This window comes from Inquilinus limosus (assembly GCF_051487185.1).
In the GTDB taxonomy this organism is placed as follows: Bacteria; Pseudomonadota; Alphaproteobacteria; order DSM-16000; family Inquilinaceae; genus Inquilinus; species Inquilinus limosus_F.
Genome location: NZ_JAHVDK010000023.1, coordinates 111134 through 134173 on the forward strand (window position 1 = coordinate 111134; position 23040 = coordinate 134173).

Below are 23040 nucleotides of genomic sequence, written 5' to 3' on the forward strand. Positions count from 1 at the left end.
TTTCGCACCAGAATGACCGGCCCAGGATGAAGGAGCGTCGCCGCGATGGCAAGGACAACCCGCCGGGCGGCCGCCGTCAGGACCCCGGCGCGCGTCCCCGCCCGGCCAGCAGGACCTCCGGCTCGCCCTCCGCAGCCAGCTCCATGCAGCGGGTCACGTCCGACGAGGCCCAGCGCCGCGACCACCGGGCCTGCTCGGCGTGGTCGGAGGTCCTGTCCCAGGCGCTGGCAGTGGCCCGCGCCTCCGCCTCGCTTCCGGCCCGGACGATCAGCACGGACCGGGTCTCGCCGCGCCAGCTCTCGTCGTTCCAGTCGCGCGGGTAAAGCTTGTAGAACGCCATCGTCTCCCTCGGCCGGGCCGGCCCCTTCGTGTCAGCGGCGGTCCTTCGGCGGCTGGGCGCGATGGGCCGCTGCCGCGGCCTCGAGCTCCTGCGCGGCCTGCAGCGAGATCGCATACATGGCCTTGTTGCCGCGCCGCGCATAGCGTTCCGCATCCTGGCGCGCCTCGCGGGCCTGCCGTTCCACCGCGCTCGCCGAGCCCGGATCCCCGCCGCGCGTCGAGGGGCGGCCGTCACCTGCCGTCATGTTGCAATTCCTTGTCGGTTCAGCGACCAGCATGGCGCCGCCGCTCCGCCTTGGCCAGATAATATTTCGCGACAGCCGGCCCTTATGGGCCTGCCGGCCCGCCAATTTCCAGCCCGACGCAGAAAACTAAACTGTCGCGGCATCCAGCGGCATCTTGGGATGCGCCTGAAGAGGCTCGACCGGAGGATTTCTGCAGACAGAACCCTGGATTCGCTCTAGGCTATCTCTTCTCGGAATTTATTGGGCGCTGGATGCGCAGGGTGGCCGCGGCGACGGATCGCACCCGCAGCCGGACGCGTCCCGCGGATCACGGCCGCGCCGCCATGGCAGGCCCGCCCCCTCACCGCGCTCCTCGCGGGCGCAGAAATGCAGGAATGAACGACAACCGATATGCCGTTGGCAGCACCGTCTACATCTGGCGCCGGACCGGCCCCGGCACCGCAGGCTCCGGCCCCTACACGGTGGTGGCGCATTACCCGAGCGAATCCGCCGGCCGGCTCTATCGGGTCCGCAGCGTGCTCGGTACGGAGGAGCGCATGGTGCCCGAGGCCGATCTCGCCGACGTGCCGCGCGGCACCGACGCCGAGGGACCTTCCCCGCGCAGGCGACGCGGCGCCTGACGGCGGCCGGGGCTGATATGGACGGGATGGCCCCCGCCGAAGCCGCGGCGCTGGATTGCCGGTCCTGCGGCGCCTGCTGCGCCTTCTCCCGCGATTGGCCGCGGTTCTGGACCGAGAGCCCGGCAGAGATCGAGCGCGTTCCCCGCCGCTACCGGGACGCTGCCTCGGCGGCGATGCGCTGCGACGGCGACCGCTGCTCGGCCCTGGAGGGTGAGGTCGGCCGGTCCACCCGCTGCGCGGTCTATGCCGACCGGCCGGCGGTCTGCCGCGATTGCGTGCCGGGCGACGACGCCTGCCGGATCGCGCGCGCCGGGCTGGGGCTGGCGGCGGGCTGAGCGCCGGCCCTACTCCCCCTGCTGCAGAAGCGAGCCGCGGTCGCGGGCGATGCGGAAGCCCCAGAGGAACGCGGCGCAGCCGAGGGCGAGCCAGATCACGTTCAGGCCGACCGCGGCGAGGAAATGGCCCATGGCGAAGCCCTGGCCGTGCAGCAGGCCGCGCATGCCCTCGAACACATGGGCGGGCGGCAGCGCCAGGGCCATGCCCTGCAGCCAGCCGGGCAGCACCGAGACCGGGTAGTAGATCGCGCTGATCGGCGAGATGGCGAAGACGACCGCCCAGGCCAGCCCTTCCGCCCCCATGCCGTAGCGCAGGATCAGCGCCAGCACCACCAGCGCGATGGCCCAGCCGGTGACGATCAGGTTGACGAAGAAGGCGAGCAGCGGCAGGCCGAGCGAGAAGACGTTCCAGTGATACAGCAGGATCGCCAGGAGCGCCGCCGGCACCACCCCGATCAGGGTCCGGATCAGGCTCATCGCCATCAGCGACGTCACCCACTCCCAGGGCCGCAGCGGGCTGACGAAGAGATGGCCGAGATTGCGGCTCCACATCTCCTCGAGGAAGGAGATCGACATGCCGAGCTGGGCCCGGAACAGCAGGTCCCACAGCAGCACCGCCGAGATCAGCACGCCCGCGGCCTGGGCCTGCCAGTTCATCGATGGCGCCAGGCTCTCGGTGATCAGGCCCCAGACCACCATCTGCACCGTCGGCCAGTAGATCAGCTCGATCAGACGCGGCACGGAGCCGCGCAGGATGTAGAGGTGGCGCAGCATCACCGCCGCGATCCGGCCTCCCGCGGAGCCGCGCGGCGCAGGAGGAGAGGCAGAGATCGTGGTCTCGGTCATTGCGCCGCCTCCCCCAGCGCGCCCCGGCTGCGGGCGATGTCGAGGAACACCTCCTCGAGATCGGTGCGGCCGTAGCGGGCGATGAGCTGGCCGGGCGAGCCCTGGTCGACGATCTTCCCGGCCTTCATCATCAGCACGTGGTCGCACAGCCGCTCGACCTCGGCCATGTTGTGGCTGGCCAGCAGGATGGTCGCGCCGCGCTCGGCCCGGTAGCGCTCCAGCATGCCGCGCACCCAGTCGCCGGTATCGGGGTCGAGCGAGGCGGTCGGCTCGTCGAGCAGCAGCAGCTCGGGCGTGTTGACCAGCGCCTTGGCCAGCGCCACCCTGGTCTTCTGCCCGGCGGACAATTTACCGGACGGCCGGTCGATGAATCCGGTCAGGTCCAGCATCTCCGCCAGCTCGGCGATGCGGCGGCGGCGGTCGCGCACGCCGTAGAGCCGGGCATAAACCGCCAGGTTCTCGCGCACCGTCAGCCGGTGCGGCAGATCGACATAGGGACTCGAGAAGTTCATCCGGGGCAGGACGGCGTATCGGTTCCGGGCCATGTCGTGGCCCAGCACGGTGATGCGGCCGCCGGACGGCAGCAAGAGGCCGAGCAGCATCGAGATCGTGGTGGTCTTGCCCGCCCCGTTGCCGCCGAGCAGGGCCACGGTGGCGCCGCGCGGCACCGCGAAGGAGATGCCGTCGACCGCGGGCGCGGCGCTGCGGTGGAAGCGCTTGGTCAGGCGCTCCGCTATGATGACGCCGTCGGAGAGCATGGAGCGAGAATGGACGGCCAGTCCAAAAATGACCAGAGGCCGGAAAACGACCAGGGGGCCGGCATCGGCCCGGCGGAGGCCGGTCGGGACGCCCTGACGCGCCCGCTGCCCGAGGCGCCGGACGCGGTGCCGGGCCGGCGCCTTAGGGCGCGGATCAGCCAGATCACCCTGATCAAGATCCGCTGGGTCGCCGTCGCCGGCCAGGCCGCCACCATCCTGTTCGTGCATTACTGGCTGGGCTATGCCCTGCCGCTGTGGCCGTCGCTGGCGATCGTCGCCATCTCGGTGGCGCTGAACGTCGCCGCCATGGTCCAGGGCAAGTGGCGGATGCGGCTGGTGGAGCGGGACGCGGCGCTCTATCTCGGCTACGACATGTGCCAGCTGGTGGCGCTGCTGTTCCTCACAGGCGGCCTCCTGAACCCCTTCGTGGTGCTGATGCTGGCGCCGCTGACGGTCTCGGCCACCCTGCTCAGCTACCGCAGCACGGTGACGCTGACTGGCCTGGCCATCGCCGGCGTGGTGCTGCTGGCCTTCTGGCACTACCCGCTGCCGGGCGGCATGCCCTCCAGCGGCTGGCCCTACCATCTCGGCGTCGGCCTGGCGATGGGGATCGCGATCATCTTCATCTCGCATTATGTCTGGCAGGTCGCAGCCGACGCCCGGCAGGTATCGGACGCGCTCGGCGCCACCCAGATGGCGCTGGAGCGGGAGCAGCGGATCTCGCTGCTGGGCGGCCTGGCCGCGGCGGCGGCGCATCAGCTGGGCACGCCGCTCGGCACCATCACCCTGATCGCGCGGGAGATGCGGCGCGACGTGCCGGCCGACAGCCCGATGGCCGAGGACATCGCCCTCCTGGAGCAGGAGGTGAACCGCTGCCGGGACATCCTGACCGAGCTGGCGCGGCGGCCGGAGCCGGACGACGAGGACCCGTTCCGGCTGATGACCCTGCCGGCGCTGGCGGGGGCGGCGGCCGAGACCTATCTGCACGCTGACAACCGCCGCCTCACCATCACCGCCGCCGAGGGCCCGCCGGGCCAGGCGCTGATGCTGCGGCGGACGCCGGAGCTGATCCACGGCCTGGGCAACCTGATCCAGAACGCGCTGCAATTCGCCCGCAGCAAGGTCGAGATCAGCGCCGAATACGGGCCGAAGACGGTGGTGCTGAGGATCGTCGACGACGGCCCCGGCTTCCCGCCGGCGCTGCTGGGCCGGCTGGGCGAGCCTTATGTGTCGGGCCGCGGCGAGGACAGCGACCATATGGGGCTCGGCATCTTCATCGCAGCCACGCTGCTCGAGCACAGCGGGGCTCATCTGTCCTTCTCGAATGGCCCGCAAGGGGGCGCGGTTATTGCAGTTGCGTGGCCGCGACACAAATTTGAGAGGAAAGAAAGGACCTGGGCATGAGCATCTCCCCTGCCACCTCGACCCCCGACCAGCCGGCGCCGCTGCCGGCGCGCGACGCGGCCAAGAGCCTCTTGATCGTCGATGACGATGTCGCCTTCCGCACCCGCCTGGCCCGCGCCATGGAGAAGCGGGGCTTCGAGGTGGTGACGGCCGACGGCCTGGCCACCGGCATCGACCTGGCCCGCCGCGTCGCCCCCGCCTTCGCGGTGCTGGATCTCAGGCTCGGCGACGGCAACGGCCTCGACATCGTGCCGGTGCTGCACGAGGCGCGGCCGGACAGCCGGGTGATCATGCTGACGGGTTACGGCAACATCGCCACCGCGGTGGCCGCGGTGAAGGCCGGCGCCGTCGATTATCTGGCCAAGCCGACCGACGCCGACCAGATCGAGGCGGCCCTCCTGAACCCCGGCGAGAAGCTGCCGCCGCCGCCGGAGAACCCGATGTCGGCCGACCGGGTGCGGTGGGAGCACATCCAGCGCGTGTTCGAGCAGTGCGACCGCAACGTGTCGGAGACGGCGCGGCGCCTGAAGATGCACCGCCGCACCCTGCAGCGGATCCTGAACAAGCACGCCCCGCGCGGCTGACCGGCGCCGCGGACGACGGCTCGGGCCCTGCATCTCTGCCGGTCCGTCCCTCACTGTCATTGCGAGGAGGCGAAGCCGACGAAGCAATCCATGCCTCCGCTCTTGCGGCCCTGGATTGCTTCGCTGCGCTCGCAATGACGATGTCGGGAGTCCGCAAGCAGGTCCCGTGAGACGCCTTCCTTACTCCGCCTGCGGCAGCCGCGCCGTCGCCTCGATCTCGACCCGCATATGCGGCTGTACCATCTGGGCGAAGATCGTGGTATTGGCCGGCCGCGCCGCGTCGCAGTGGCGGCGGATGATCGGCACGATGCGCTCGAACTCCGCCTGGCTGGCGACGTAGATCACCACCCGCACCAGATGCTCGAGCCCGGCGCCGGCCTGGCCCAGCGCCCACGCGATGTTGCGGAAGCAGTTCTCGCACTGGCTCTCGACATCCTCCGGGAAGGAGAAGTCGGTCGGATCGAAGCCGGTGGTGCCGGAGACGAAGACCCAGCCATCCGCCACCACCGCCCGGGCGTAGCCGGCCCGGTCCTCATAGGGCGAGCCGGTGAAGATGCGCGTTCCGATCATGGTCTGTCCTTTCCGGTCTGGTGTCAGAGGCGCAGCGTGCCGCCGGCGACGGTGACGCAGCGGCCGCGCAGCTCGACCCGGCCGTCGCCGAGCCGGACGGCGATGCGGCTGGGCCGGCCGAGCGCGTGGCCCTGCTCGATCACGACCTCGCCGGAAGCCGGCACGAGCCTGCGTTCGGCGAGATGCCAGGCCAGCGGGCCGGCGGCGCTGCCGGTCGCCGGATCCTCCCACAGGCCGACGGTCGGGTTGAAGAAGCGGGCATGGGCGGCGGCCGCGGGGTCGATGGGGTCGAGGCTGTAGAGATAGCAGCCCTGGGCCGCGACCCGGCGCAGCTCGGCCAGCAGCCGGGCGGCATCGGGATGGGCCGCCGCCACCACCGCGCGGTCGCGGGCCTGGATCAGGAGATGCGGCGCGCCGGTCGACACGACCCGCGCCCCGGAGCGCAGCCCATCGCTCGGCAGACCCAGAGCCGCCGCCAGCGCCGCGGGATCGGGATGCTGCGCCAGGGCCTGCGGCGCGCCCTGGGTCAGGCCGATCGCCTGCAGCGCCCCGGCCCGCGCCTCGACCGCGACCGGCAGGACCCGGCCGCCGAGCTGCTGCGCCAGCGCGAGGCCGTCGCCGAGCGGGCCGAGGCGCCCCGATTCCGCCAGCCACCACCAGGCGCCGAGCGAATTGTGGCCGGCACCCGAGACTTCGGCCCCCGCCGGGGTGAAGGAGCGCAGCCGGGAAGCGGCTCCAGACGCCGTCGGCGCAAGGAGGAAGGTCGTTTCCGACTGGTTCAGCTCGCGCGCGATCCGGCGCAGCAGGGCCTCGTCCAGCCCGTCCGCCTCCGGCACCACGGCCAGCGGATTGCCGGCCAGGGGCTCCTCGGCGAAGACATCGACCAAGTAGAAGAGGAGAGTGCGCGGAGCGGTCATCGGCGGATTGTGGTTGAGCTGGGTTCAGCGGCGTCGAGGCATAATTCGGTTGCAAGCCGCCCCGATCCAATCGAGATGTCCTCAATCGCTATTGAGAAAATCTTAGGAGGCCGCGATGTCCCTGCCCTCCCTGAACGCGCTGCAGGCGGCGGAGGCGGTGGGCCGGCTCGGCTCGCTGTCCCGCGCCGCGGCGGCGCTGGGCGTGACCCCGAGCGCGGTCAGCCATCGGCTGCGCGGGCTGGAGCAGCAGCTGGGCCTCGGCCTGTTCGAGCGCGGCGAGAGCGGTCTGACACCGACCGCGGCCGGCCGCCGCCTACTGCCGGGACTGAGCGAAGGCTTCCAGCGCATCGCCGCGGCGGTCGAGGAGGCGACGGCGCAGGAGCGTGGAGCCGTGACCGTCACCTGCGGCCTGGCCTTCGCCGCGAAATGGTTGGTGCCGCGGCTGGTCGGCCTCGCCGCGCGCCATCCCGAGCTGGAGGTGCGGCTGGTGACCACCAGCCGGCTGGTCGAGTTCGACCGCGAGGACATCGATCTCGGCATCCGTTTCGGCCGCGGCCACCAGCTCGGCCTCAGGGCCGAGCTGGTGGCGCCGCAGCCGCTGCTGGCGGTCGCGACCCCTTCGGTCGCCGCCGCCCTGGCCGATCCCGGACAGGCCGCCGCGGTGCCGCTGATCGAGGACGAGCAGAGTCTGTTCGGCTGGGATTCCTGGCTGGCGGCCGGCGGTCCCGCCGCCCTGGCCGGCCATCCGCGCCGGCGCTTCCCCGACGCGTCGCTGGCGGTCGAGGCCGCCCTGGCCGGCCACGGCGTCTGGCTGGCCTGGCCGCTGCTGGTCGAGGATGCGCTGCAATCCGGCCGGCTGGTCCGGGCCCTGCCCGACACCATCGAGGCCGGCCTCGGCTACTGGCTGGTCTCCACCCCCGCCCGCTGGCGCCGGCCTGACGTCATCCGGTTCCGGAGCTGGCTGATGGAGTCGCTCAGGTCCTAGCACCGCCCGCGCCTGAAGGCGCGCCGTACGACGTCGATCCGACGGGCGCGTCCGTCACGACCGGGCCGCGTGCAGCTTGAAAGCGACCTCGGTGCGATTCCGGGCCTGCAGCTTCTTCATGATGCTGCGGATATGCACCTTCACCGTGCTCTCGCACAGGTTCAGCTCATAGGCGATGATCTTGTTCGGCTTCCCGCGGGAGATTCCATCCGCGATCGCCCTCTGCCGCTCGGTGAGGCCGAACCGCATCTCAGGTTCCGCCGATCGCTTCCGGTCCGGGCCGCCGGCGCGCGGGAGCGTGCTCGCCGGCACGAACACGCCTCCGGCCACGGCGAGCGACAAGGCCCCCATCGCCACGCTCAAGCTGACGCTGGTCGGGATGTAGCCGCGGGCGCCACACGACAGGATGGCGAGCACCTGGGCGGATTCTTCCCTGTCGCCCGTGACGATCACCGGGATGTCGGGGTGGCGCTGCGCCAGGCGGCGCAGATCGTCCAGGACATCCGGATCATCGCCGGCCGCGCCGCCGATCCCGAGCAGGATCGCTGCGGTTTCGTGCCGTGTCTCGTCGATCAGCCACTCATCGTATTGGAGAAGGAGCGGATTGTGCGGCGTCCATCGAGTATTTCGAGCGCCCGGGCCAGGACCTCCCGACCAAGCGTCCGGCCGTCGATGACCGCGATGATGCCGCTGCCGGCTGCGGAACCCGCCTGCGCAGAATGATCGCCGGTGGTCTCGAGCTGCAGTTCCGTCGCACCGGCGAAAGAGACGGAAGCGTCCCTCGCATCTTGATCCGAATGCATGCCCACCTCCTGCTGGGGCGGGAACTGCAGAGACGGAGAACACACCTCCCCGAGACCGCCCAGACGCCAATTCGCAGATATTTTTTCTCAAATTGAATATAGCTGCACAGAGTCCTCCTTCCGGCACTGCTTTCGCCGCGAAGCGGCAACGCAATAAAGGGGATTTAGCAGTCGTTGGACCGAACCGTTAGATCCAGATGGGCCCAATCGATGAGTCCAGATCGGATCAAGATCAGCGATCGATTCGAGTGCGGCGGTTTCGACGCAAAATTGATGTTTCGTTCGGGAAGCCGGCCGGATTTCTGAGATTTTCGGCGATGACAGGGCCGACATTGTGTGGCTGCATTGACAGCCCATCCGGATCCACCTAGCGTCCCGCTCCCTTCCGCGCACCCGCGGCACAAGCAAGAACAAAATCCCAGAAACAAGAGCGGACAACAGAGTGACCAAGATCACCCCGCCGGCATCCGCCGCCGCCCGCCACCCCGCCCAAGACAAGCGAGCCTGGCTCGACTCCCACGAACAGGGCTATCACAAAGGCCTGAAATCCCGGCAGGTGCAGATGATCGCCATCGGCGGCGCCATCGGCACCGGGCTGTTCCTCGGCGCCGGCGGCCGGCTGCAGCTGGCCGGACCCGCCCTGGCCCTGGTCTATCTGGTCTGCGGCTTCTTTTCCTTCCTGATCCTGCGCGCGCTGGGCGAGCTGGTGATGCACCGCCCGACCTCCGGCAGCTTCGTCTCCTATGCGCGGGAGTTCCTGGGCGAGCAGGCGTCCTTCGTCGCCGGCTGGATGTTCTTCCTGAACTGGGCGATGACCGGCATCGTCGATATCACCGCGGTCGCCCTGTACATGAAGTACTGGCCGGTGTTCGGCGACGTGCCGCAATGGCTGTTCGCGCTGGGCGCGCTGGGCATCGTCACGGTGATGAATCTGGTCGGGGTGCGGTGGTTCGGTGAGATGGAGTTCTGGTTCTCGCTGATCAAGGTCGCGGCGCTGGTGCTGTTCCTCGTGATCGGCACCATCATTCTCGGCAGCGGCATGGAGGTGGCCGGCCATGCGCCGGGGCTGCAGCTCGTCTCCGAGAACGGCGGCATCTTCCCGCACGGCATCCTGCCCGCCGTGGTGATCATCCAGGGCGTGGTCTTCGCCTATGCCGGGATCGAGCTGATCGGCACCGCCGCGGGCGAGGCCGAGGAGGCGCGCAAGATCCTGCCGCGGGCGATCAACAGCGTGATCTGGCGCATCGCCCTGTTCTATGTCGGCTCGGTCGTCCTGCTGGTCCTGCTGCTGCCCTGGACCGAGTACCGGGCCGGCACCAGCCCCTTCGTCACCTTCTTCGGCGCGCTCGGCGTGCCCGGCATCGGCACGATCATGAACATCGTCGTGCTGACCGCGGCGCTGTCCAGCCTGAACTCCGGCCTCTATTCCACCGGGCGGGTGCTGCGCTCGCTGGCGATGGGCGGCTCGGCGCCGGACTTCGTGGCGCGGATGAACGCCAGGAAGGTGCCCTATGCCGGCATCCTGGTGACGGTCGCGATCTACGCGGTCGGCGTGGTCCTGAACTATGTCGTGCCGTCGCAGGTGTTCGAGATCGTGCTGAACATCGCCTCGCTCGGCATCATCAGCACCTGGGCCTTCATCCTGGTCTGCCAGCTGATGCTGCGCCGCGCGATCCGGCGGGGCGAGGCCGACCCGGTCGCCTTCCGCATGCCGGGCGCGCCGGTCAGCACCTGGCTGACCCTGGTCTTCCTCCTGGGCGTGCTGGTGCTGATGGCGCTGGATTATCCGGTCGGGTCGTTCACCGTCGCGGCGTTGCCGCTGATCGGCCTCGGCCTCCTGGTCGGCTGGGCGCTGGCGCGGAAGAAGGTGATGGCACTGCGGCCCGATGCGCCGATGGCGGAGAAGGAGCCGCTGCTGGCGCAGAGCGAAGGCCTGTCCTGACCCCGCCGCACCGGAACAACGAGCAGCGGAATTTGTTCTCATCCTCGCCCCGCCGGCAGCTCGCATCGGGCGCTTGGCAGCGGGCGCCCGATTTGATCCACTGCGCGGGACGAGGGAGAGACGACGGCGATGAACATCGGCGAGGCGGCGCGGCGTTCGGGCCTGCCGGCGAAGACCATCCGCTATTACGAGGAGATCGGGCTGGTCCGCCCCGACCGGCGCGACAACAACTACCGCGACTACTGCCCCCATACGGTGGAGGTGCTGCGCTTCCTGCGCCGGTCGCGCGAGTTCGGCTTCTCGATCGAGCAGTGCCGCGCCCTGTTGTCGCTGTACGAGGACCCGACGCGCTGCTCCTCCGAGGTGAAGGCGGTGGCCGCGGCCCGCATCGGCGAGATCGACGCCAAGATCCGCGAGCTGGGGGCGCTGCGCGAGAGCCTGGGCAGGCTGGTGCGTCAGTGCCCCGGCGACCATGACCCGGACTGCCCGATCATCGACGAGCTGTCCGGCGCGCCGGAGCGCCGGGCAGCGGTTGCCGCGATGCGATGATCGCGCGCCGGGCGCTGTTCCTGGTCAATCCGAAGGCCAGCCGGGCCGAGACCGGCCTTGATGCCGTGATCCGCACCTTGACCGAAGGCGGGGTCGAGCCGGTGCGGCCGCTGCACGACGATGTCGACACCCTGATCCGGCGCCATGCCGCGGCGGTCGACTGCGTCATCATCGGCGGCGGCGACGGCACGCTGAACCACGCCGCGCGGGCGCTGATGGACACCGGACTGCCGCTCGGCATCCTGCCGCTCGGCACCGCCAACGACCTGGCGCGGACGCTGGAGCTGCCGGCCGACCCGGCGGCCGCGGCGCAGGTCATCGTCGACGGCAGGCTGCGCAGCATCGACCTGGGCGAGGTCAACGGCCGGCCCTTCTTCAACGTCGCCAGCCTGGGCCTGGGCGTGGAGTTGGCCAGGGCGCTGGACGCTGAGACCAAGAAGCGCTGGGGCCGCTTCGGCTACGGCCTCGCCGCACTGCGGCTGGTGCGGCGGCTGGAGCGCTTCTCGGCCGAGATCCGGTCCGATGACGGCCGGGTGATCCGCGGCAAGACCATCCAGATCGCGGTCGGCAACGGCCGCTTCTACGGCGGCGGCATGACCATCGCCACCGAGGCGGCGCCGGATGACGGCCTGCTCGACGTCTATTCGATCGAGGTCGACCACTGGATGTGGCTGGCGCTGATGTACCCGTCCTTCCGCGCCGGCCGTCACGGCCGCTGGGACGAGGTCCACGCCTTCCGCTGCCGCGAGGTCGAGATCCGCACCCGCCGCCCGCGCGACATCAACACCGACGGCGAGGTGACGACCCGGACCCCGGCCCGGTTCCGGGTGCTGCCGAAGGCGGTGCGGGTCTACACACCCGCGGTCAGGTCCCCGGCAGCTGCTCCGGCATCGGCGTCGGCTGCCGGGGGCTGACCGCGAGCAGCCACAGGCTGCCCAGCACCGCCGAGACCAGGGAGCCGGCGAGCACGCCCATCTTGGTCGCCGCCTGCAGCGCCGGGTCCTCGAAGGCCAGCGCGCCGATGAACAGGCTCATGGTGAAGCCGATGCCGGCCAGCAGCGCGACGCCGGCGAGCTGGGGCGTGGTCGCCCCGGCCGGAAGCGCCGCCACGCCGAGACGGATCGCCGCCCAGGAGGCGACGCCGACCCCGAGCGACTTGCCGAGCACCAGCCCGGCGGCGATGCCGAGCGGCACCGGCTCCAGGAACGACGCCAGGCTGACGCCGGTAAAGGAGACCCCGGCATTGGCGAAGCCGAAGACCGGCACCACCAGGAACGCGACGACATCGTGCAGGTTGTGCTCGAGCCGCAGCAGTGGCGGCTCGTCCTCGTCCTCAGCGGTGCGGTCGAGCGGCACCAGGAAGGCCAGCACCACCCCAGCGAGGGTGGCGTGCAGGCCGGATTTCAGCACGAACAGCCAGACCACGCCGCCGACCACGAGATAGGGCCAGATCGCCTGCACCCGGAGCCAGTTGAACAGGCCGAGCACGGCCACGCCGGCGGCGGCCCAGGCCAGGAACGGCAGCGAGATGTCGCCGGCGTAGAACAGGGCGATGATCACCACCGCGGCGACGTCGTCGATGATCGCGAGCGCAGTCAGGAACACCTTCAGCGACACCGGCACCCGGCTGCCGAGCAGCGACAGCACGCCGAGGGCGAAGGCGATGTCGGTCGCGGCCGGGATCGCCCAGCCGCGCAGCGCCACCGGGTCGCCGACATTGATCACGGCGTAGATCAGCGCCGGCAGCACCACGCCGCCCAGCGCGGCGATGCCGGGCAGCATCAGCGTCTCGCGCGACGACAGCTCGCCCTGCAGGATCTCGCGCTTGATCTCAAGCCCGACCAGCAGGAAGAACACCGCCATCAGCCCGTCATTGACCCAATGCAGCAGCGTCTTCTCGAGCGCGTAATCGCCGATGCGCAGGCCCATCGGCAGGTGCAGCAGCCAGTCATAGGCGCCGGCCAGCGGCGAGTTGGCGGCGATCAGGGCGAGCACTGCCACCGCCATCAGGACGACGCCGCCCGCCGCCTCGATCTCGAGGAAGGAGCGGATCGCCGAGATCGGCTTGCGGACCAGCCAGGTCTTCACGGTCTCGGGCATCGGCTCCTATCCGGCGTCGTGTCGAGGACGACAAATTGGGCGATAGCCAGAGCTGGCTCAACCGGAATCGGGGGTGCAGTGACCGGCCGGCCATGTCGCGGGCACGGGAACGCGTTGCTTCTCCCGCTTGCAGGAGAGGTCGGAGACGCGAAGCGGCTCCGGGTGAGGGAGTTTGTCGAGGCCGGTGCCAGCCCTCACCCGCCAGCGCTGCGCGCTGTCGACCTCTCCCGCCACGCGGGAGAGGCAAACGGTTCTCGCATCTGCGGTTTGCCCTGCCGATCAAGTTCGGTGGATGTTGAGCGGAGAGAAACTGCAGATCAGCTCACGCCACCCTTGGCAGCAGCACCCCCGACACGGCAGTGTCGCGCCATGGCCCGCCCTCCCCGCCGACCGCCCGCGCTCGACGACGCCGCCCTGGAGCGGGCGGCGCTGGACTATCTCGGCCGCTACGCCGCCTCCACCGGCCAGCTGCGCCGGGTGCTGCAGCGCCGGATCCGGCGCGCGCTGCAGGCCGGGGTCGAGGTCGATGTCGAGGCCGCGGAGGCGCGGATCGCGGCGCTGCTGGACCGCATGGCCCGGTCGAAGCTGCTGGACGACGCGCAATTCGCTGAGATGCGGATCGTCGGCCTGGCCCGGCGCGGCCGGTCCGCCCGGGCGATCCGGGTCAAGCTGCGCGAGGCCGGCGTCGACGAGACAGTTGCGGCCGAGGCCTTGTCCCTGTATGGCGGCGCGCCCGGGGTGGATCCGGACCGGGAGGCGGCGATCCGGCTGGCGCGCCGGCGCCGGCTGGGGCCGTTCCGGGCCGAATCCGAGCGGGCGGCGCACCGGCTGCGCGACATGGCGGCGCTGGCCCGGGCCGGCTTCGCGCCCGGCCTGTGCCGGGCCGTGGTCGACGCGCCGGACGCCGCGGCGCTGGAGGCGGCGGAGGACTGAGTCGGTCGTCGCCGGGGCGCCAAGGTGGGACCAGTTTGGTGCATTGACGTTCGGAAACGCGCTTCGGATAGTGACATCCGAACATGGTCGGGGCAGGGGAAGGGAAGCGGATGCGGCGACGCACGTATGTCCTGGCGATCGACCAGGGGACGACATCGACTCGGGCGATCGTGTTCGACGCCCAGGGCCGGCCGGTGGCCACCTCGCAGCGCGAGCTGCGCCAGATCTACCCGGCCGACGGCTGGGTCGAGCACGACCCGGAGGGGATCTGGGCCGACACCGTCTCGGCCTGCCGCGACGCGATCGCCCGGGCCCGCCTGACCGCGGACCACATCGCCGCGATCGGCATCACCAACCAGCGCGAGACCGCGGTGCTATGGGACCGCCAGACCGGCCGGGCGCTGCACTACGCCATCGTCTGGCAGGATCGGCGCACCGCCGGCTTCTGCCGCGAGCTGGCGGCGGCCGGGCACGAGACCGCGGTGCAGGCCAAGACCGGCCTGATCATCGATTCCTACTTCTCCGCCACCAAGCTGACCTGGCTCTTGGACACCGTGCCCGACGCCCGGCGGCGGGCCGAGGCCGGCGAGCTGGCCTTCGGCACCGTCGACAGCTTCCTGTTGTGGCGGCTGACCGGCAGCCGGGTGCACGCGACCGACGCCACCAATGCCAGCCGCACCATGCTGTTCAACATCCGGACCCAGGACTGGGACGACGAGCTGCTGGCCCTGTTCCGGATCCCGCGCGCGGTGCTGCCGGAGGTGCACGACAACGCGCATGATTTCGGCACCACCGACAGGATCCTGTTCGGCGCCGCGATCCCGATCACCGGCATGGCCGGCGACCAGCAGGCGGCGACCTTCGGCCAGGCCTGCTTCAAGCCGGGCATGATCAAGTCGACCTACGGCACCGGCTGCTTCGCCCTCTTGAACATCGGCGACAAGCCGAAGATCTCGAAGCATCGCCTGCTGACCACCACCGCCTACCGGCTGGACGGCCGCCCGACCTACGCGATCGAGGGCGCGATCTTCAGCGCCGGCGCCACCATCCAGTGGCTGCGCGACGGGCTGAAGATCATCAAGAGCGCAGGCGAGAGCGAGATCCTGGCCCGGTCGGTCGAGGATTCGGCCGGGGTCTATCTGGTGCCCGCCTTCACCGGCCTCGGCGCGCCGCATTGGGACCCGGAGGCGCGCGGCACCATCCTGGGCCTGACCCGGGATTCGACCTCGGCCCACATCGCCCGCGCGGCGCTGGAGGCCGTGGCCTTCCAGACCCGCGACCTGATGGAGGCGATGGTGGCCGACGGCGGCGCCCGGCCGCAGGCCCTCAGGGTCGATGGCGGGATGGTCGCCAACGACTGGCTGTGCCAGATGCTGGCCGACATGCTGGACACCCCGGTCGAGCGGCCGAAGGTGATCGAGACCACGGCGCTGGGCGCCGCCTGCCTCGCCGGCCTGACCGCCGGGGTCTACTCCTCGGTCGACGCCGTGGCCGAGGCCTGGCAGCGCGACCGGCTGTTCGAACCGGCGATGCCGGCCGCGACCCGCGCCCGGCTTTACGAGGGCTGGCAGAAGGCGGTTCGGCGCGCCCGCGGCGTGCGCTGAGCCGTCGCCTTCTCGGCGCGGAAACGCGCCTCGGCGCGCGGATACGAAAATTGTCGCAAAAGACCGGGCGCCCTGGCATGGTTCCGGGATGCGGCGCCGCAGAGCGCCGAGCCATAAGATTCAGGGAGAGTCGCCATGAGATTGCGCTTTGCCACGACCGCCGCCGCCGCGGTCCTGACCCTCAGCCTGCCTGCCCTCGCCGCCACGGAGATCCAGTGGTGGCACGCCATGACCGGGGCGAACAACGAGGTGGTCGAGACTCTGGCCAAGGAATTCAACGACAGCCAGTCCGACTACAAGGTCGTGCCGGTGTTCAAGGGCACCTATCCGGAGACGCTGAACGCCGGCATCGCCGCCTACCGCGCCGGCCAGCCGCCGCACATCCTGCAGGTGTTCGACGCCGGCACCGGCACCATGATGGCGGCGTCGAGCGCTGTGGTCCCGGTGGCCAAGGTGCTGCAGGCCGACGGCGTCACCTTCGACAAATCGCAGTATCTCGGCGGCGTGATCAGCTACTACAGCACCGCCGATGGCGAGCTGCTGTCCTTCCCCTACAACAGCTCCTCGCCGATCCTCTATTACAACAAGGACGCCTTCAAGAAGGCGGGGCTGGACGAGACCACGCCGCCCAAGACCTGGCCGGAGCTGTTCGACGCGGCCAAGAAGATCAAGGCGGCAGGCTGGTCCTGCGGCTTCACCTCGACCTGGCTGACCTGGATCCAGCTCGAGAATTTCGCCGCCTGGAACAACATCCCCTACGCCACCCTGCAGAACGGCCTGGCCGGGCTGGACCCGCAGCTGCTGATCAACAGCGACCTCAATGTCCGCCACTTCCAGACCCTCGCCGACCTGCAGAAGGCCGGCGTCTTCTCCTATGGCGGCCGCACCTCCGAGGCCAAGACCAAGTTCACCAGCGGCGAATGCGCGATGATGACCGAGTCCTCGGGCGGCCTCGGCGACATCGTCAAGTCGGGCATCAATTTCGGCACCGGCACCCTGCCCTATTACCCGGACGCGGCCGGGGCGCCGCAGAACACCATCCCGGGCGGCGCCAGCCTGTGGGTCCTGGCCGGCCATCCCGAGGCCGAATACAAGGGCGTGGCCAAGTTCTTCGAGTTCCTGTCGCAGACCCCGATCCAGGCCCGGCTGCACCAGAAGTCCGGCTACCTGCCGATCACCATGGCGGCCTATGAGGACACCAAGAAGTCCGGCTTCTACGACGAGAACCCGGGCCGCGAGATCCCGATCCTGCAGATGATGGGCAAGGCGCCGACCGAGAACTCCAAGGGCGTGCGCGTGATCAACCTGCCCCAGGTCCGAGACATCATCAACGAGGAGCTGGAGATGATGCTGAACGGCCAGCAGGACGCCAAGACGGCGCTGAACAAAGCGGTCGAACGCGCCAACGCCGCGATCAAGGAGGCGGCGGACCTGTAAGCCACGCATCGATGAACCGTCGCGCGATCTTTCCGAACAAGGTCCTGCCCTACGTCCTGGTGGCGCCGCAGATCGCGATCACCCTGGTGTTCTTCTTCTGGCCGGCCGCCCAGGCGATCCGCCAGTCGATGCTGCGCGAGGACCCGTTCGGGCTGAGGACCCGCTTCGTCGGGCTGGACAATTTCGGCCGGGTGCTGGCCGACCCGGCCTATCTGAACTCGCTGCAGGTCACAGTCGTGTTCTCGCTGGCGGTGGCGGTCTCGGCCCTGGTCGTCGCCCTGCTGCTGGCGGTGATGGCCGACCGGGTGGTGCGCGGCCAGGGCGCGTACCGCACCCTGCTGCTGTCGCCCTACGCCATCGCCCCGGCGATCGCCGGCATGCTGTGGCTGTTCCTGTTCAACCCGTCGATGGGCACGCTGGCGGTGCTGCTGCGCCAGGCCGGTTTCGACTGGAACCCGCTGCTGAACGGCGGCCAGGCGATGACGCTGGTGGTGGCCGCGGCCGCCTGGAAGCAGATCAGCTACAACTTCCTGTTCTTCCTGGCCGGGCTGCAGGCGATCCCGAAGAGCCTGATCGAGGCGGCGGCGATCGACGGCGCCGGGCCGGCGCACCGCTTCCGCACCATCATCTTCCCGCTGATCTCGCCGGTGTCGTTCTTCCTCCTGGTGGTCAACACCGTCTACGCCTTCTTCGACACGTTCGGCATCATCCATGCCGTGACCAGCGGCGGCCCGGGCAAGGCGACGGAGATCCTGGTCTACAAGGTCTACAATGACGGCTTCGTGAACCAGCAGATGGGCGTCTCGGCCGCGCAGTCGGTGATACTGATGGCGCTGGTGATCGCCCTCACCTTCCTCCAGTTCCGCTATGTCGAGCGCCGGGTGCATTACGCATGATCGAGAACCGCCCGCTCGGCACGCTGCTGGCCCATTTCGTCCTGATCGTCGGGATCGTGCTGGTCGCCTTCCCGGTCTACTACACCCTGGTCGCCTCGACCTACCCGACCCGGGCCATCCTGGCGCCGCCGCTGCCGCTCCTGCCCGGCGACCGCTTCCTGGAGAATTACGGCGGCGCGCTGTTCGGCGGCTCCGGCCGGATCGGCGGCGTCGACATGGTCCGGGTGCTGTGGAACACCTCGGTGGTCGCGCTGGCGATCGCGGTCGGCAAGATCACGATCTCGCTGCTCTCGGCCTACGCCATCGTGTTCTTCCGCTTCCCGCTGCGGCTGGTCTTCTTCTGGATGATCTTCGTCACGCTGATGCTGCCGGTCGAGGTGCGCATCGTCCCGACCTATCAGGTGATCGTGAATCTCGGCCTGCTTGACACCTATGCCGGGCTGACCGTGCCGCTGATGGCCTCGGCCACCGCCACCTTCCTGTTCCGTCAATTCTTTCTGACCGTGCCGGACGAGCTGGTGGAGGCGGCGCGGATCGACGGCGCCGGCCCCCTGCGCTTCCTGCGCGACATCCTGCTGCCGCTGTCGCGCACCAACATCGCGGCCCTGTTCGTGATCACCTTCATCTACGGCTGGACCCAGTATCTCTGGCCGCTTCTGGTGACCAACGACAACAGCATGAACACGATCATCATCGCGCTGCGAAAGATGATCTCCTTCACCGACGCCGACACCGAATGGAACCTGGTGATGGCGACCACCATCCTCGCCATCATCCCGCCCGTCGTGGTGGTGCTGGCGATGCAGAGGTGGTTCGTGAAGGGCCTGATTGAGAGCGAGAAATAATGGCCACCGTCGAGATCCGCGGCGTCCGCAAGACCTATCCCGGCGCGGCGCAGGAGACCATCAAGGGCATCGACTGCACCATCGCCGATGGCGAGTTCCTGGTCATGCTGGGCCCGTCCGGCTGCGGCAAGTCGACCCTGCTGCGCATGGTGGCGGGGCTGGAGAGCATCGGCGCCGGCGAGATCGCGATCGGCGGCCGGGTGGTGAACCGGCTGGAGCCGAAGGACCGGAACATCGCCATGGTTTTCCAGAACTACGCCCTGTACCCGCATATGTCGGTGTACGACAACATGGCGTACGGCCTGCGCATACAGGGCCTGTCCAAGGCCGAGATCGACCAGCGGGTGCGCGCGGCGGCACAGACGCTGGAGCTGTCGGCGCTCCTGGACCGCAAGCCGCGGCAGCTGTCGGGCGGGCAGCGCCAGCGCGTCGCCATGGGCCGCGCCATCGTGCGCGAGCCCGCCGTGTTCCTGTTCGACGAGCCGCTGTCGAACCTGGACGCCAAGCTGCGCACCCAGATGCGGATCGAGATCAAGCGGCTGCAGTCGCGCCTCGGCGTCACCAGCCTGTACGTCACCCACGACCAGGTCGAGGCCATGACTCTGGCCGACCGGATCATGGTGATGAATGGCGGGGTGGCGGAGCAGATCGGCCCGCCGCTCGACATCTATCTGAAGCCGGCCTCGATCTTCGTCGCCGGCTTCATCGGCTCGCCGGCGATGAACTTCCTGCCGGCGGCGGTGGCGCCGGACGGCGGCGGCGTGGTGCTGCCCGGCGGCCAGCGCATCGCCACCAAGCGCGCAGCGGCGCTGGGCGGGCGGAAGGTCGTGGCTGGCATCCGGCCGGAGCATCTGGATCTCGACGGCGCGTCCGACCCGGAGCACCGGCTGGACGTCGCGGTCGAGCTGGTCGAGGCGCTGGGCGCCGACACGGTGATGCACGGCCGGCTGGGCGACGGCACGCCCCTCCTGGCCCGGCTGCCCGGGGTGGTGCCGGTGCGCGGCGGCGACCGCCTGGCCTTCGCCGTGCCGGAGGAGCAGTTGCACCTGTTCGATCCGGACACCGGCCGCGCCCTAGGCTGAGTGAGCAAGAAAAAGGGCCGGGCACTCGGCCCGGCCCGTCGTCAGGCTGCCGTGCTCAGCGGATGGCCATCGGGCCCTTGAACATCGGGCCACGCTTGGCTGCCGCGGCGCGCTTGGCGGCCGAGGCCGCGAACTCCGCCGTGTCGACCACCGGGTCGCGCCGCATCGCGAACACGATGACCGCGTTCGCGATGGCGTCGCTGAACTGGTCCAGCGCCGTGTTGCTGATGTTGGCGATGCCGTCGCAGGGCGCGTGGTAGCAGGCGTCGTAGGGCTGGCCGGCGGTGCCGCCGTAGATCCGCGCCTCGGCCTCGGACTTGACGTTCTCGGCGCCGCTGAACAGGCCGCCGGCCGGGATGCCCTCGGCGATGAACGGCCCGTAGTCGGACCGGCCGTCGAAGGCGGTGGGGGCGGTGGCCAGGTTCTTCTGGGCGAAATGGGCCAGGAACACGTTCTCGATCAGGCCCGAGCCATCCGGCCCCGCATCCGGCGTGTCGGAGCCGTTGCCGTCATAGACGAAGCGCACGAAGTTCGGCGATCCCACCATGTCGAAGTTCAGGTTCAGCAGGATCTTCGCCTTCTCGGCGTCGCTCAGCGTCGCGACATAGTGCTCGGAGCCGAGCAGTCCGAGCTCCTCGGCGCCCCAGAAGGCGAAGCGCACCCGGTTGCGCAGCAGGAGCTGCCGGCGCCCGATCTGCTCGGCGACTTCGAGATTGGCGGCGGTGCCGCTGCCGTTGTCGTTGATGCCCGGGCCGACCTGCACCGAATCGAGATGCGCCCCGACCGTGACGATCTTGTTCGGGTTGCCGAAGCGGGTGTCGGCGATGACGTTCCAGGTCGTCCGCGGCTCGTTGATGGCGTCGACCTTGATGCGGACGGTGACCGGGCCGGACTGGGCCTGGGTGTACAGCTCGTTGCCGACCTCGAAGGTGGTGAAGACCCCCGGGTACGGCCGGGGGGCGCCGAGGCCCACGCCCTCGATCACATCGGTGCGACCCGGCTGGCCCTCGTTCATGATGATGACGCCGATGGCGCCGGCCGCCTCCGCCATCGCCGCCTTCTGCGCAAAGGTGCAGGTGCCGCGCTGGATCAGGGCGATGGCCCCGGCCGTCTCCGGCGGATAGTCGGCGGCCTCGCACCCGCTGGCCGAGCTCGGCTCCGGCGTGGGCGGCAGGACGATGTTGTTGGTCGGCACCACCCGGCCGGTGACCTCGCGCGAGGCGGAATAGAGCGTGGTCGCGAAGTCGGTCTGGGGTGTGTAGGTCCGCGGCGACGGCGACACCCGCTCGAACTCCGGCGTGCCGGTCTCCTGGAAGAAGTCGAACTGGAAGGGCTGGAGCGTCACCTGATAGCCGGCGCGCTGCAGCCGCTGCTTCACATAGTCAACCGAGGCCTTGTAGCCCGGCAGTCCGGCGGCGCGGTTGCCGCCATTGGCAGTGGCGATCGCCTGCAGCGCGGTCAGGTGCTGGCGGATGCCGTCGACCGTGACCGCCCGCTGCAGATCGCGGCTCATCAGCGCGGTGATGAGGTCGCCGATCAGGCTGCGCTGGGCGGCGCTGGCGGACGCCGTGGTCGCCGATGCGGCGGATGCCGGGGTTTCCGTGGCGGCGAGGGCCGAAGACGCAGGAAAGGCGATGGCGGACGCCAGCAGAGCGGCCGCCAGATAACGCGTTTTCACGATGGTCCCCCTTCGTCGTTTACGGTGGGGCTTATGGCCGCCCGGATCGCAGTCGAATGGCCTCGTCCCGGCCAGCCTCCCCACTTGCCGCCACTGTCCGGCAGCGAAGCGAGACGCGTCAACATTATAGATTTAGGGCAATTTGTCCGGAATTCTTCAAAGTTATTTGATGTTATAAATTAACACCGTTTTCATTGTTCAAATTTGACAGACAAATCGCGACAACCGCTGCCACGTAACTTCAGTCGGTGAAGTAGAGAGTCCAGGCCTCCGCCACGACGGGATCGGCCAGAAGCCGGTCCCAGATGGTGCTGAGCGGCGTCATCTCCTCGCGGAAGTCGTACCAAGTCAGCAGCGTCAGCAGATACAGGTCGGCCGCGGTCCGGCGCTCGCCGAGCAGGAACGGGCCGGGCGAGAGCGCGTCGGCGATCAGCGCCCAGTAGCGGTCGACGGCGCGGTCCGCCGCCTCCTTCACCCCCGGCGCGCCGGCGGGGTCGGTGGTGAAGCGCTCCGGATGCGCCTGCCGCACCGCGGCGGCGTACAGGTTCACCGCCATGAACAGCAGCCAGCGGTCGAAACGGGCGCGGTCGGCGCTGCCGGGCGGCGGCGCCAGCCCGGCCCCAGGATGGGCGTCGACCAGATGCAGGATCATCGCCGCCGATTCGGTCAGCACCGTGCCGTCCGGCAGCACCAGGGTCGGGATCTCGCCGAGCGGATTCAAGCGCAGATAGTCGGGACGGCGGTGCTCGCCCGCCTGGTGGTCGACGCGGATCCGCTCGCACGGCACGCCGGCCAGGCGCAGCACCACGTCAGGGGCGAAGGCGCCGGTGTCCTTGTTCCAGTACAGCCTGTACATCGCCGCGTCCTTCCGTCCGTTCCGGGCCGCAACAGCATGGCAACAGGATGATGGCGCGAAACCGGCCGGGATCAACGCCCTGCGTCCCGCGTTTTGCTGCGTTGCGGCAACGCGGTTGCCCCTCACGATTCTGGTGCTATTGTGCCGGCCGTTTCGCGGGCGGCCTCAGGCGCCGCGCTCTCACCCAGGACGGACGGTCCATGAACATCCACGAGTATCAGGCGAAGGGGCTGCTGGGGCGGTATGGCGTGCCGGTGCCGCGCGGCGGGGTGGCGTACACGCCGGAGGAGGCGGTGCGCGTGGCGGAGGGTCTTGGCGGCGGTGTGTTCGTCGTCAAGGCGCAGATCCATGCCGGCGGCCGCGGCAAGGGCCATTTCCAGGAGGATCCGTCGGGCAAGGGCGGGGTCCGGGTGGTGAAGTCGGTGGCCGAGGTGGCGGCGCAGGCCGAGGCGATGCTGGGCCGGACGCTGGTGACGGTGCAGACCGGGCCTTCGGGCAAGGCGGTCGGCCGGGTCTATGTCGAGGAGGGCTGCGACATCGCCCGCGAGCTGTATCTGTCGTTCCTGGTCGACCGCAAGAGCGGGCGGGTGACGATCATCGCCTCGACCGAGGGCGGCATGGCGATCGAGGAGGTGGCGGCGGCGACGCCGGAGAAGATCCTGACGGTGGCGATCGACCCGGCCACCGGGCTGTCGGACTTCCACGCCCGCAA

At 69.8% G+C, this 23040-nt stretch carries 26 protein-coding genes; 16 read left to right on the plus strand and 10 right to left on the minus strand.

Translation table 11 applies throughout. From position 1 onward, the window contains the following. Positions 1-76: 76 nt before the first annotated feature. Positions 77-340, minus strand: coding sequence for a hypothetical protein (locus KXR53_RS24370; protein WP_437377883.1), 264 nt, complete (start codon positions 338-340; stop codon positions 77-79). 31 nt (positions 341-371) lie between these two features. Next, a complete protein-coding gene (locus tag KXR53_RS24375; protein WP_437377884.1) occupies positions 372-617 on the minus strand; it encodes a hypothetical protein in 246 nt (81 codons plus the stop codon). Between the two features lie 341 nt (positions 618-958). Between KXR53_RS24375 and KXR53_RS24380 the strand changes: the two genes are divergently transcribed. Then, positions 959-1204, plus strand: a complete 246-nt coding sequence (locus KXR53_RS24380; RefSeq protein ID WP_437377885.1) for a hypothetical protein — start codon at positions 959-961, stop codon at positions 1202-1204. A 26-nt stretch (positions 1205-1230) separates the two neighbouring features. After that, positions 1231-1539 (plus strand): YkgJ family cysteine cluster protein, encoded by a 309-nt coding sequence (locus KXR53_RS24385; protein WP_437377886.1) that lies wholly within the window; start codon positions 1231-1233, stop codon positions 1537-1539. Positions 1540-1548: 9 nt separating this feature from the next. Here the strand turns inward: KXR53_RS24385 and KXR53_RS24390 are convergent, their stop codons facing one another. Together KXR53_RS24390 and KXR53_RS24395 are read right to left on the minus strand one after the other, a co-directional pair. Further along, positions 1549-2385, minus strand: coding sequence for an ABC transporter permease (locus KXR53_RS24390; protein WP_437377887.1), 837 nt, complete (start codon positions 2383-2385; stop codon positions 1549-1551). Further along, a complete protein-coding gene (locus KXR53_RS24395) occupies positions 2382-3143 on the minus strand; it encodes an ABC transporter ATP-binding protein (protein WP_437377888.1) in 762 nt (253 codons plus the stop codon). Before KXR53_RS24395 ends, KXR53_RS24390 begins: the two co-directional genes overlap by 4 nt. A 9-nt stretch (positions 3144-3152) precedes the next feature. Between KXR53_RS24395 and KXR53_RS24400 the strand changes: the two genes are divergently transcribed. Continuing rightward, positions 3153-4547 (plus strand): ActS/PrrB/RegB family redox-sensitive histidine kinase, encoded by a 1395-nt coding sequence (locus tag KXR53_RS24400; RefSeq protein ID WP_437377889.1) that lies wholly within the window; start codon positions 3153-3155, stop codon positions 4545-4547. Next, positions 4544-5131 carry an ActR/PrrA/RegA family redox response regulator transcription factor gene (locus KXR53_RS24405; RefSeq protein WP_437377890.1) on the plus strand — a complete coding sequence of 196 codons (588 nt, stop codon included), beginning with the start codon at positions 4544-4546 and terminating at the stop codon, positions 5129-5131. The genes KXR53_RS24400 and KXR53_RS24405 overlap by 4 nt, the downstream gene beginning before the upstream one ends. A 180-nt stretch (positions 5132-5311) precedes the next feature. Here KXR53_RS24405 and KXR53_RS24410 read toward each other — a convergent pair whose 3' ends face one another. Together KXR53_RS24410 and KXR53_RS24415 are read right to left on the minus strand one after the other, a co-directional pair. Continuing rightward, positions 5312-5701, minus strand: coding sequence for a RidA family protein (locus KXR53_RS24410; protein WP_437377891.1), 390 nt, complete (start codon positions 5699-5701; stop codon positions 5312-5314). A 23-nt stretch (positions 5702-5724) separates the two neighbouring features. After that, positions 5725-6618 (minus strand): PhzF family phenazine biosynthesis protein, encoded by an 894-nt coding sequence (locus tag KXR53_RS24415; protein ID WP_437377892.1) that lies wholly within the window; start codon positions 6616-6618, stop codon positions 5725-5727. 115 nt (positions 6619-6733) lie between these two features. On the opposite strand from KXR53_RS24415, the gene KXR53_RS24420 reads away from it, so the two are divergent. Next, a complete protein-coding gene (locus KXR53_RS24420) occupies positions 6734-7603 on the plus strand; it encodes a LysR substrate-binding domain-containing protein (RefSeq protein ID WP_437377893.1) in 870 nt (289 codons plus the stop codon). Positions 7604-7657: 54 nt separating this feature from the next. Here the strand turns inward: KXR53_RS24420 and KXR53_RS24425 are convergent, their stop codons facing one another. Then, a complete protein-coding gene (locus KXR53_RS24425; protein ID WP_437377895.1) occupies positions 7658-8056 on the minus strand; it encodes a LuxR C-terminal-related transcriptional regulator in 399 nt (132 codons plus the stop codon). 12 nt (positions 8057-8068) lie between these two features. On the opposite strand from KXR53_RS24425, the gene KXR53_RS24430 reads away from it, so the two are divergent. From KXR53_RS24430 to KXR53_RS24445, 4 genes are all read left to right on the plus strand, one after another. Then, the gene (locus KXR53_RS24430; protein WP_437377896.1) at positions 8069-8326 is read left to right on the plus strand and encodes a hypothetical protein; all 258 of its coding nucleotides are present in this window, start codon (positions 8069-8071) and stop codon (positions 8324-8326) included. A 522-nt stretch (positions 8327-8848) separates the two neighbouring features. Beyond that, positions 8849-10348 carry an L-asparagine permease gene (gene ansP, locus KXR53_RS24435; protein ID WP_437377897.1) on the plus strand — a complete coding sequence of 500 codons (1500 nt, stop codon included), beginning with the start codon at positions 8849-8851 and terminating at the stop codon, positions 10346-10348. A gap of 129 nt (positions 10349-10477) precedes the next feature. Then, positions 10478-10897: a Cu(I)-responsive transcriptional regulator gene (gene cueR, locus KXR53_RS24440; RefSeq protein ID WP_437377898.1), complete on the plus strand. Its 420-nt coding sequence runs from the start codon at positions 10478-10480 to the stop codon at positions 10895-10897. Next, entirely contained in the window at positions 10894-11811 is a 918-nt protein-coding gene (locus tag KXR53_RS24445) for a lipid kinase (protein ID WP_437377900.1), read from the plus strand. Before cueR ends, KXR53_RS24445 begins: the two co-directional genes overlap by 4 nt. Here the strand turns inward: KXR53_RS24445 and nhaA are convergent. After that, entirely contained in the window at positions 11762-12997 is a 1236-nt protein-coding gene (nhaA, locus tag KXR53_RS24450) for a Na+/H+ antiporter NhaA (protein WP_437377901.1), read from the minus strand. The two genes, KXR53_RS24445 and nhaA, sit on opposite strands and share 50 nt — an antisense overlap. 369 nt (positions 12998-13366) lie before the next feature. On the opposite strand from nhaA, the gene KXR53_RS24455 reads away from it, so the two are divergent. The 6 genes from KXR53_RS24455 to KXR53_RS24480 all read left to right on the plus strand — a co-directional run bounded on the left by KXR53_RS24455 (position 13367) and on the right by KXR53_RS24480 (position 19794). Next, positions 13367-13930, plus strand: a complete 564-nt coding sequence (locus tag KXR53_RS24455; RefSeq protein ID WP_437377902.1) for a RecX family transcriptional regulator — start codon at positions 13367-13369, stop codon at positions 13928-13930. Positions 13931-14040: 110 nt separating this feature from the next. After that, positions 14041-15534, plus strand: a complete 1494-nt coding sequence (gene glpK, locus KXR53_RS24460) for a glycerol kinase GlpK (protein ID WP_437377903.1) — start codon at positions 14041-14043, stop codon at positions 15532-15534. A gap of 135 nt (positions 15535-15669) precedes the next feature. After that, entirely contained in the window at positions 15670-16971 is a 1302-nt protein-coding gene (gene ugpB / locus KXR53_RS24465; RefSeq protein ID WP_437377904.1) for a sn-glycerol-3-phosphate ABC transporter substrate-binding protein UgpB, read from the plus strand. 11 nt (positions 16972-16982) lie between these two features. Next, on the plus strand, positions 16983-17867 hold the full coding sequence (gene ugpA / locus KXR53_RS24470; RefSeq protein WP_437377905.1) for a sn-glycerol-3-phosphate ABC transporter permease UgpA: 885 nt from the start codon (positions 16983-16985) through the stop codon (positions 17865-17867). Then, on the plus strand, positions 17864-18712 hold the full coding sequence (ugpE, locus tag KXR53_RS24475; protein ID WP_437377906.1) for a sn-glycerol-3-phosphate ABC transporter permease UgpE: 849 nt from the start codon (positions 17864-17866) through the stop codon (positions 18710-18712). Before ugpA ends, ugpE begins: the two co-directional genes overlap by 4 nt. After that, entirely contained in the window at positions 18712-19794 is a 1083-nt protein-coding gene (locus tag KXR53_RS24480; protein WP_437377907.1) for a sn-glycerol-3-phosphate import ATP-binding protein UgpC, read from the plus strand. Before ugpE ends, KXR53_RS24480 begins: the two co-directional genes overlap by 1 nt. Positions 19795-19849: 55 nt before the next feature. On the opposite strand, the gene KXR53_RS24485 is transcribed toward KXR53_RS24480, so the two are convergent. After that, positions 19850-21472 (minus strand): M28 family metallopeptidase, encoded by a 1623-nt coding sequence (locus KXR53_RS24485; protein WP_437377908.1) that lies wholly within the window; start codon positions 21470-21472, stop codon positions 19850-19852. 241 nt (positions 21473-21713) lie between these two features. Beyond that, complete coding sequence (locus KXR53_RS24490; protein WP_437377909.1) at positions 21714-22328, minus strand: glutathione S-transferase family protein; 615 nt, start codon at positions 22326-22328, stop codon at positions 21714-21716. A 200-nt stretch (positions 22329-22528) separates the two neighbouring features. Between KXR53_RS24490 and KXR53_RS24495 the strand changes: the two genes are divergently transcribed. Next, positions 22529-23040 (plus strand): ATP-grasp domain-containing protein (locus KXR53_RS24495; RefSeq protein ID WP_437377910.1); only part of this gene is annotated, 512 nt, incomplete at its 3' end.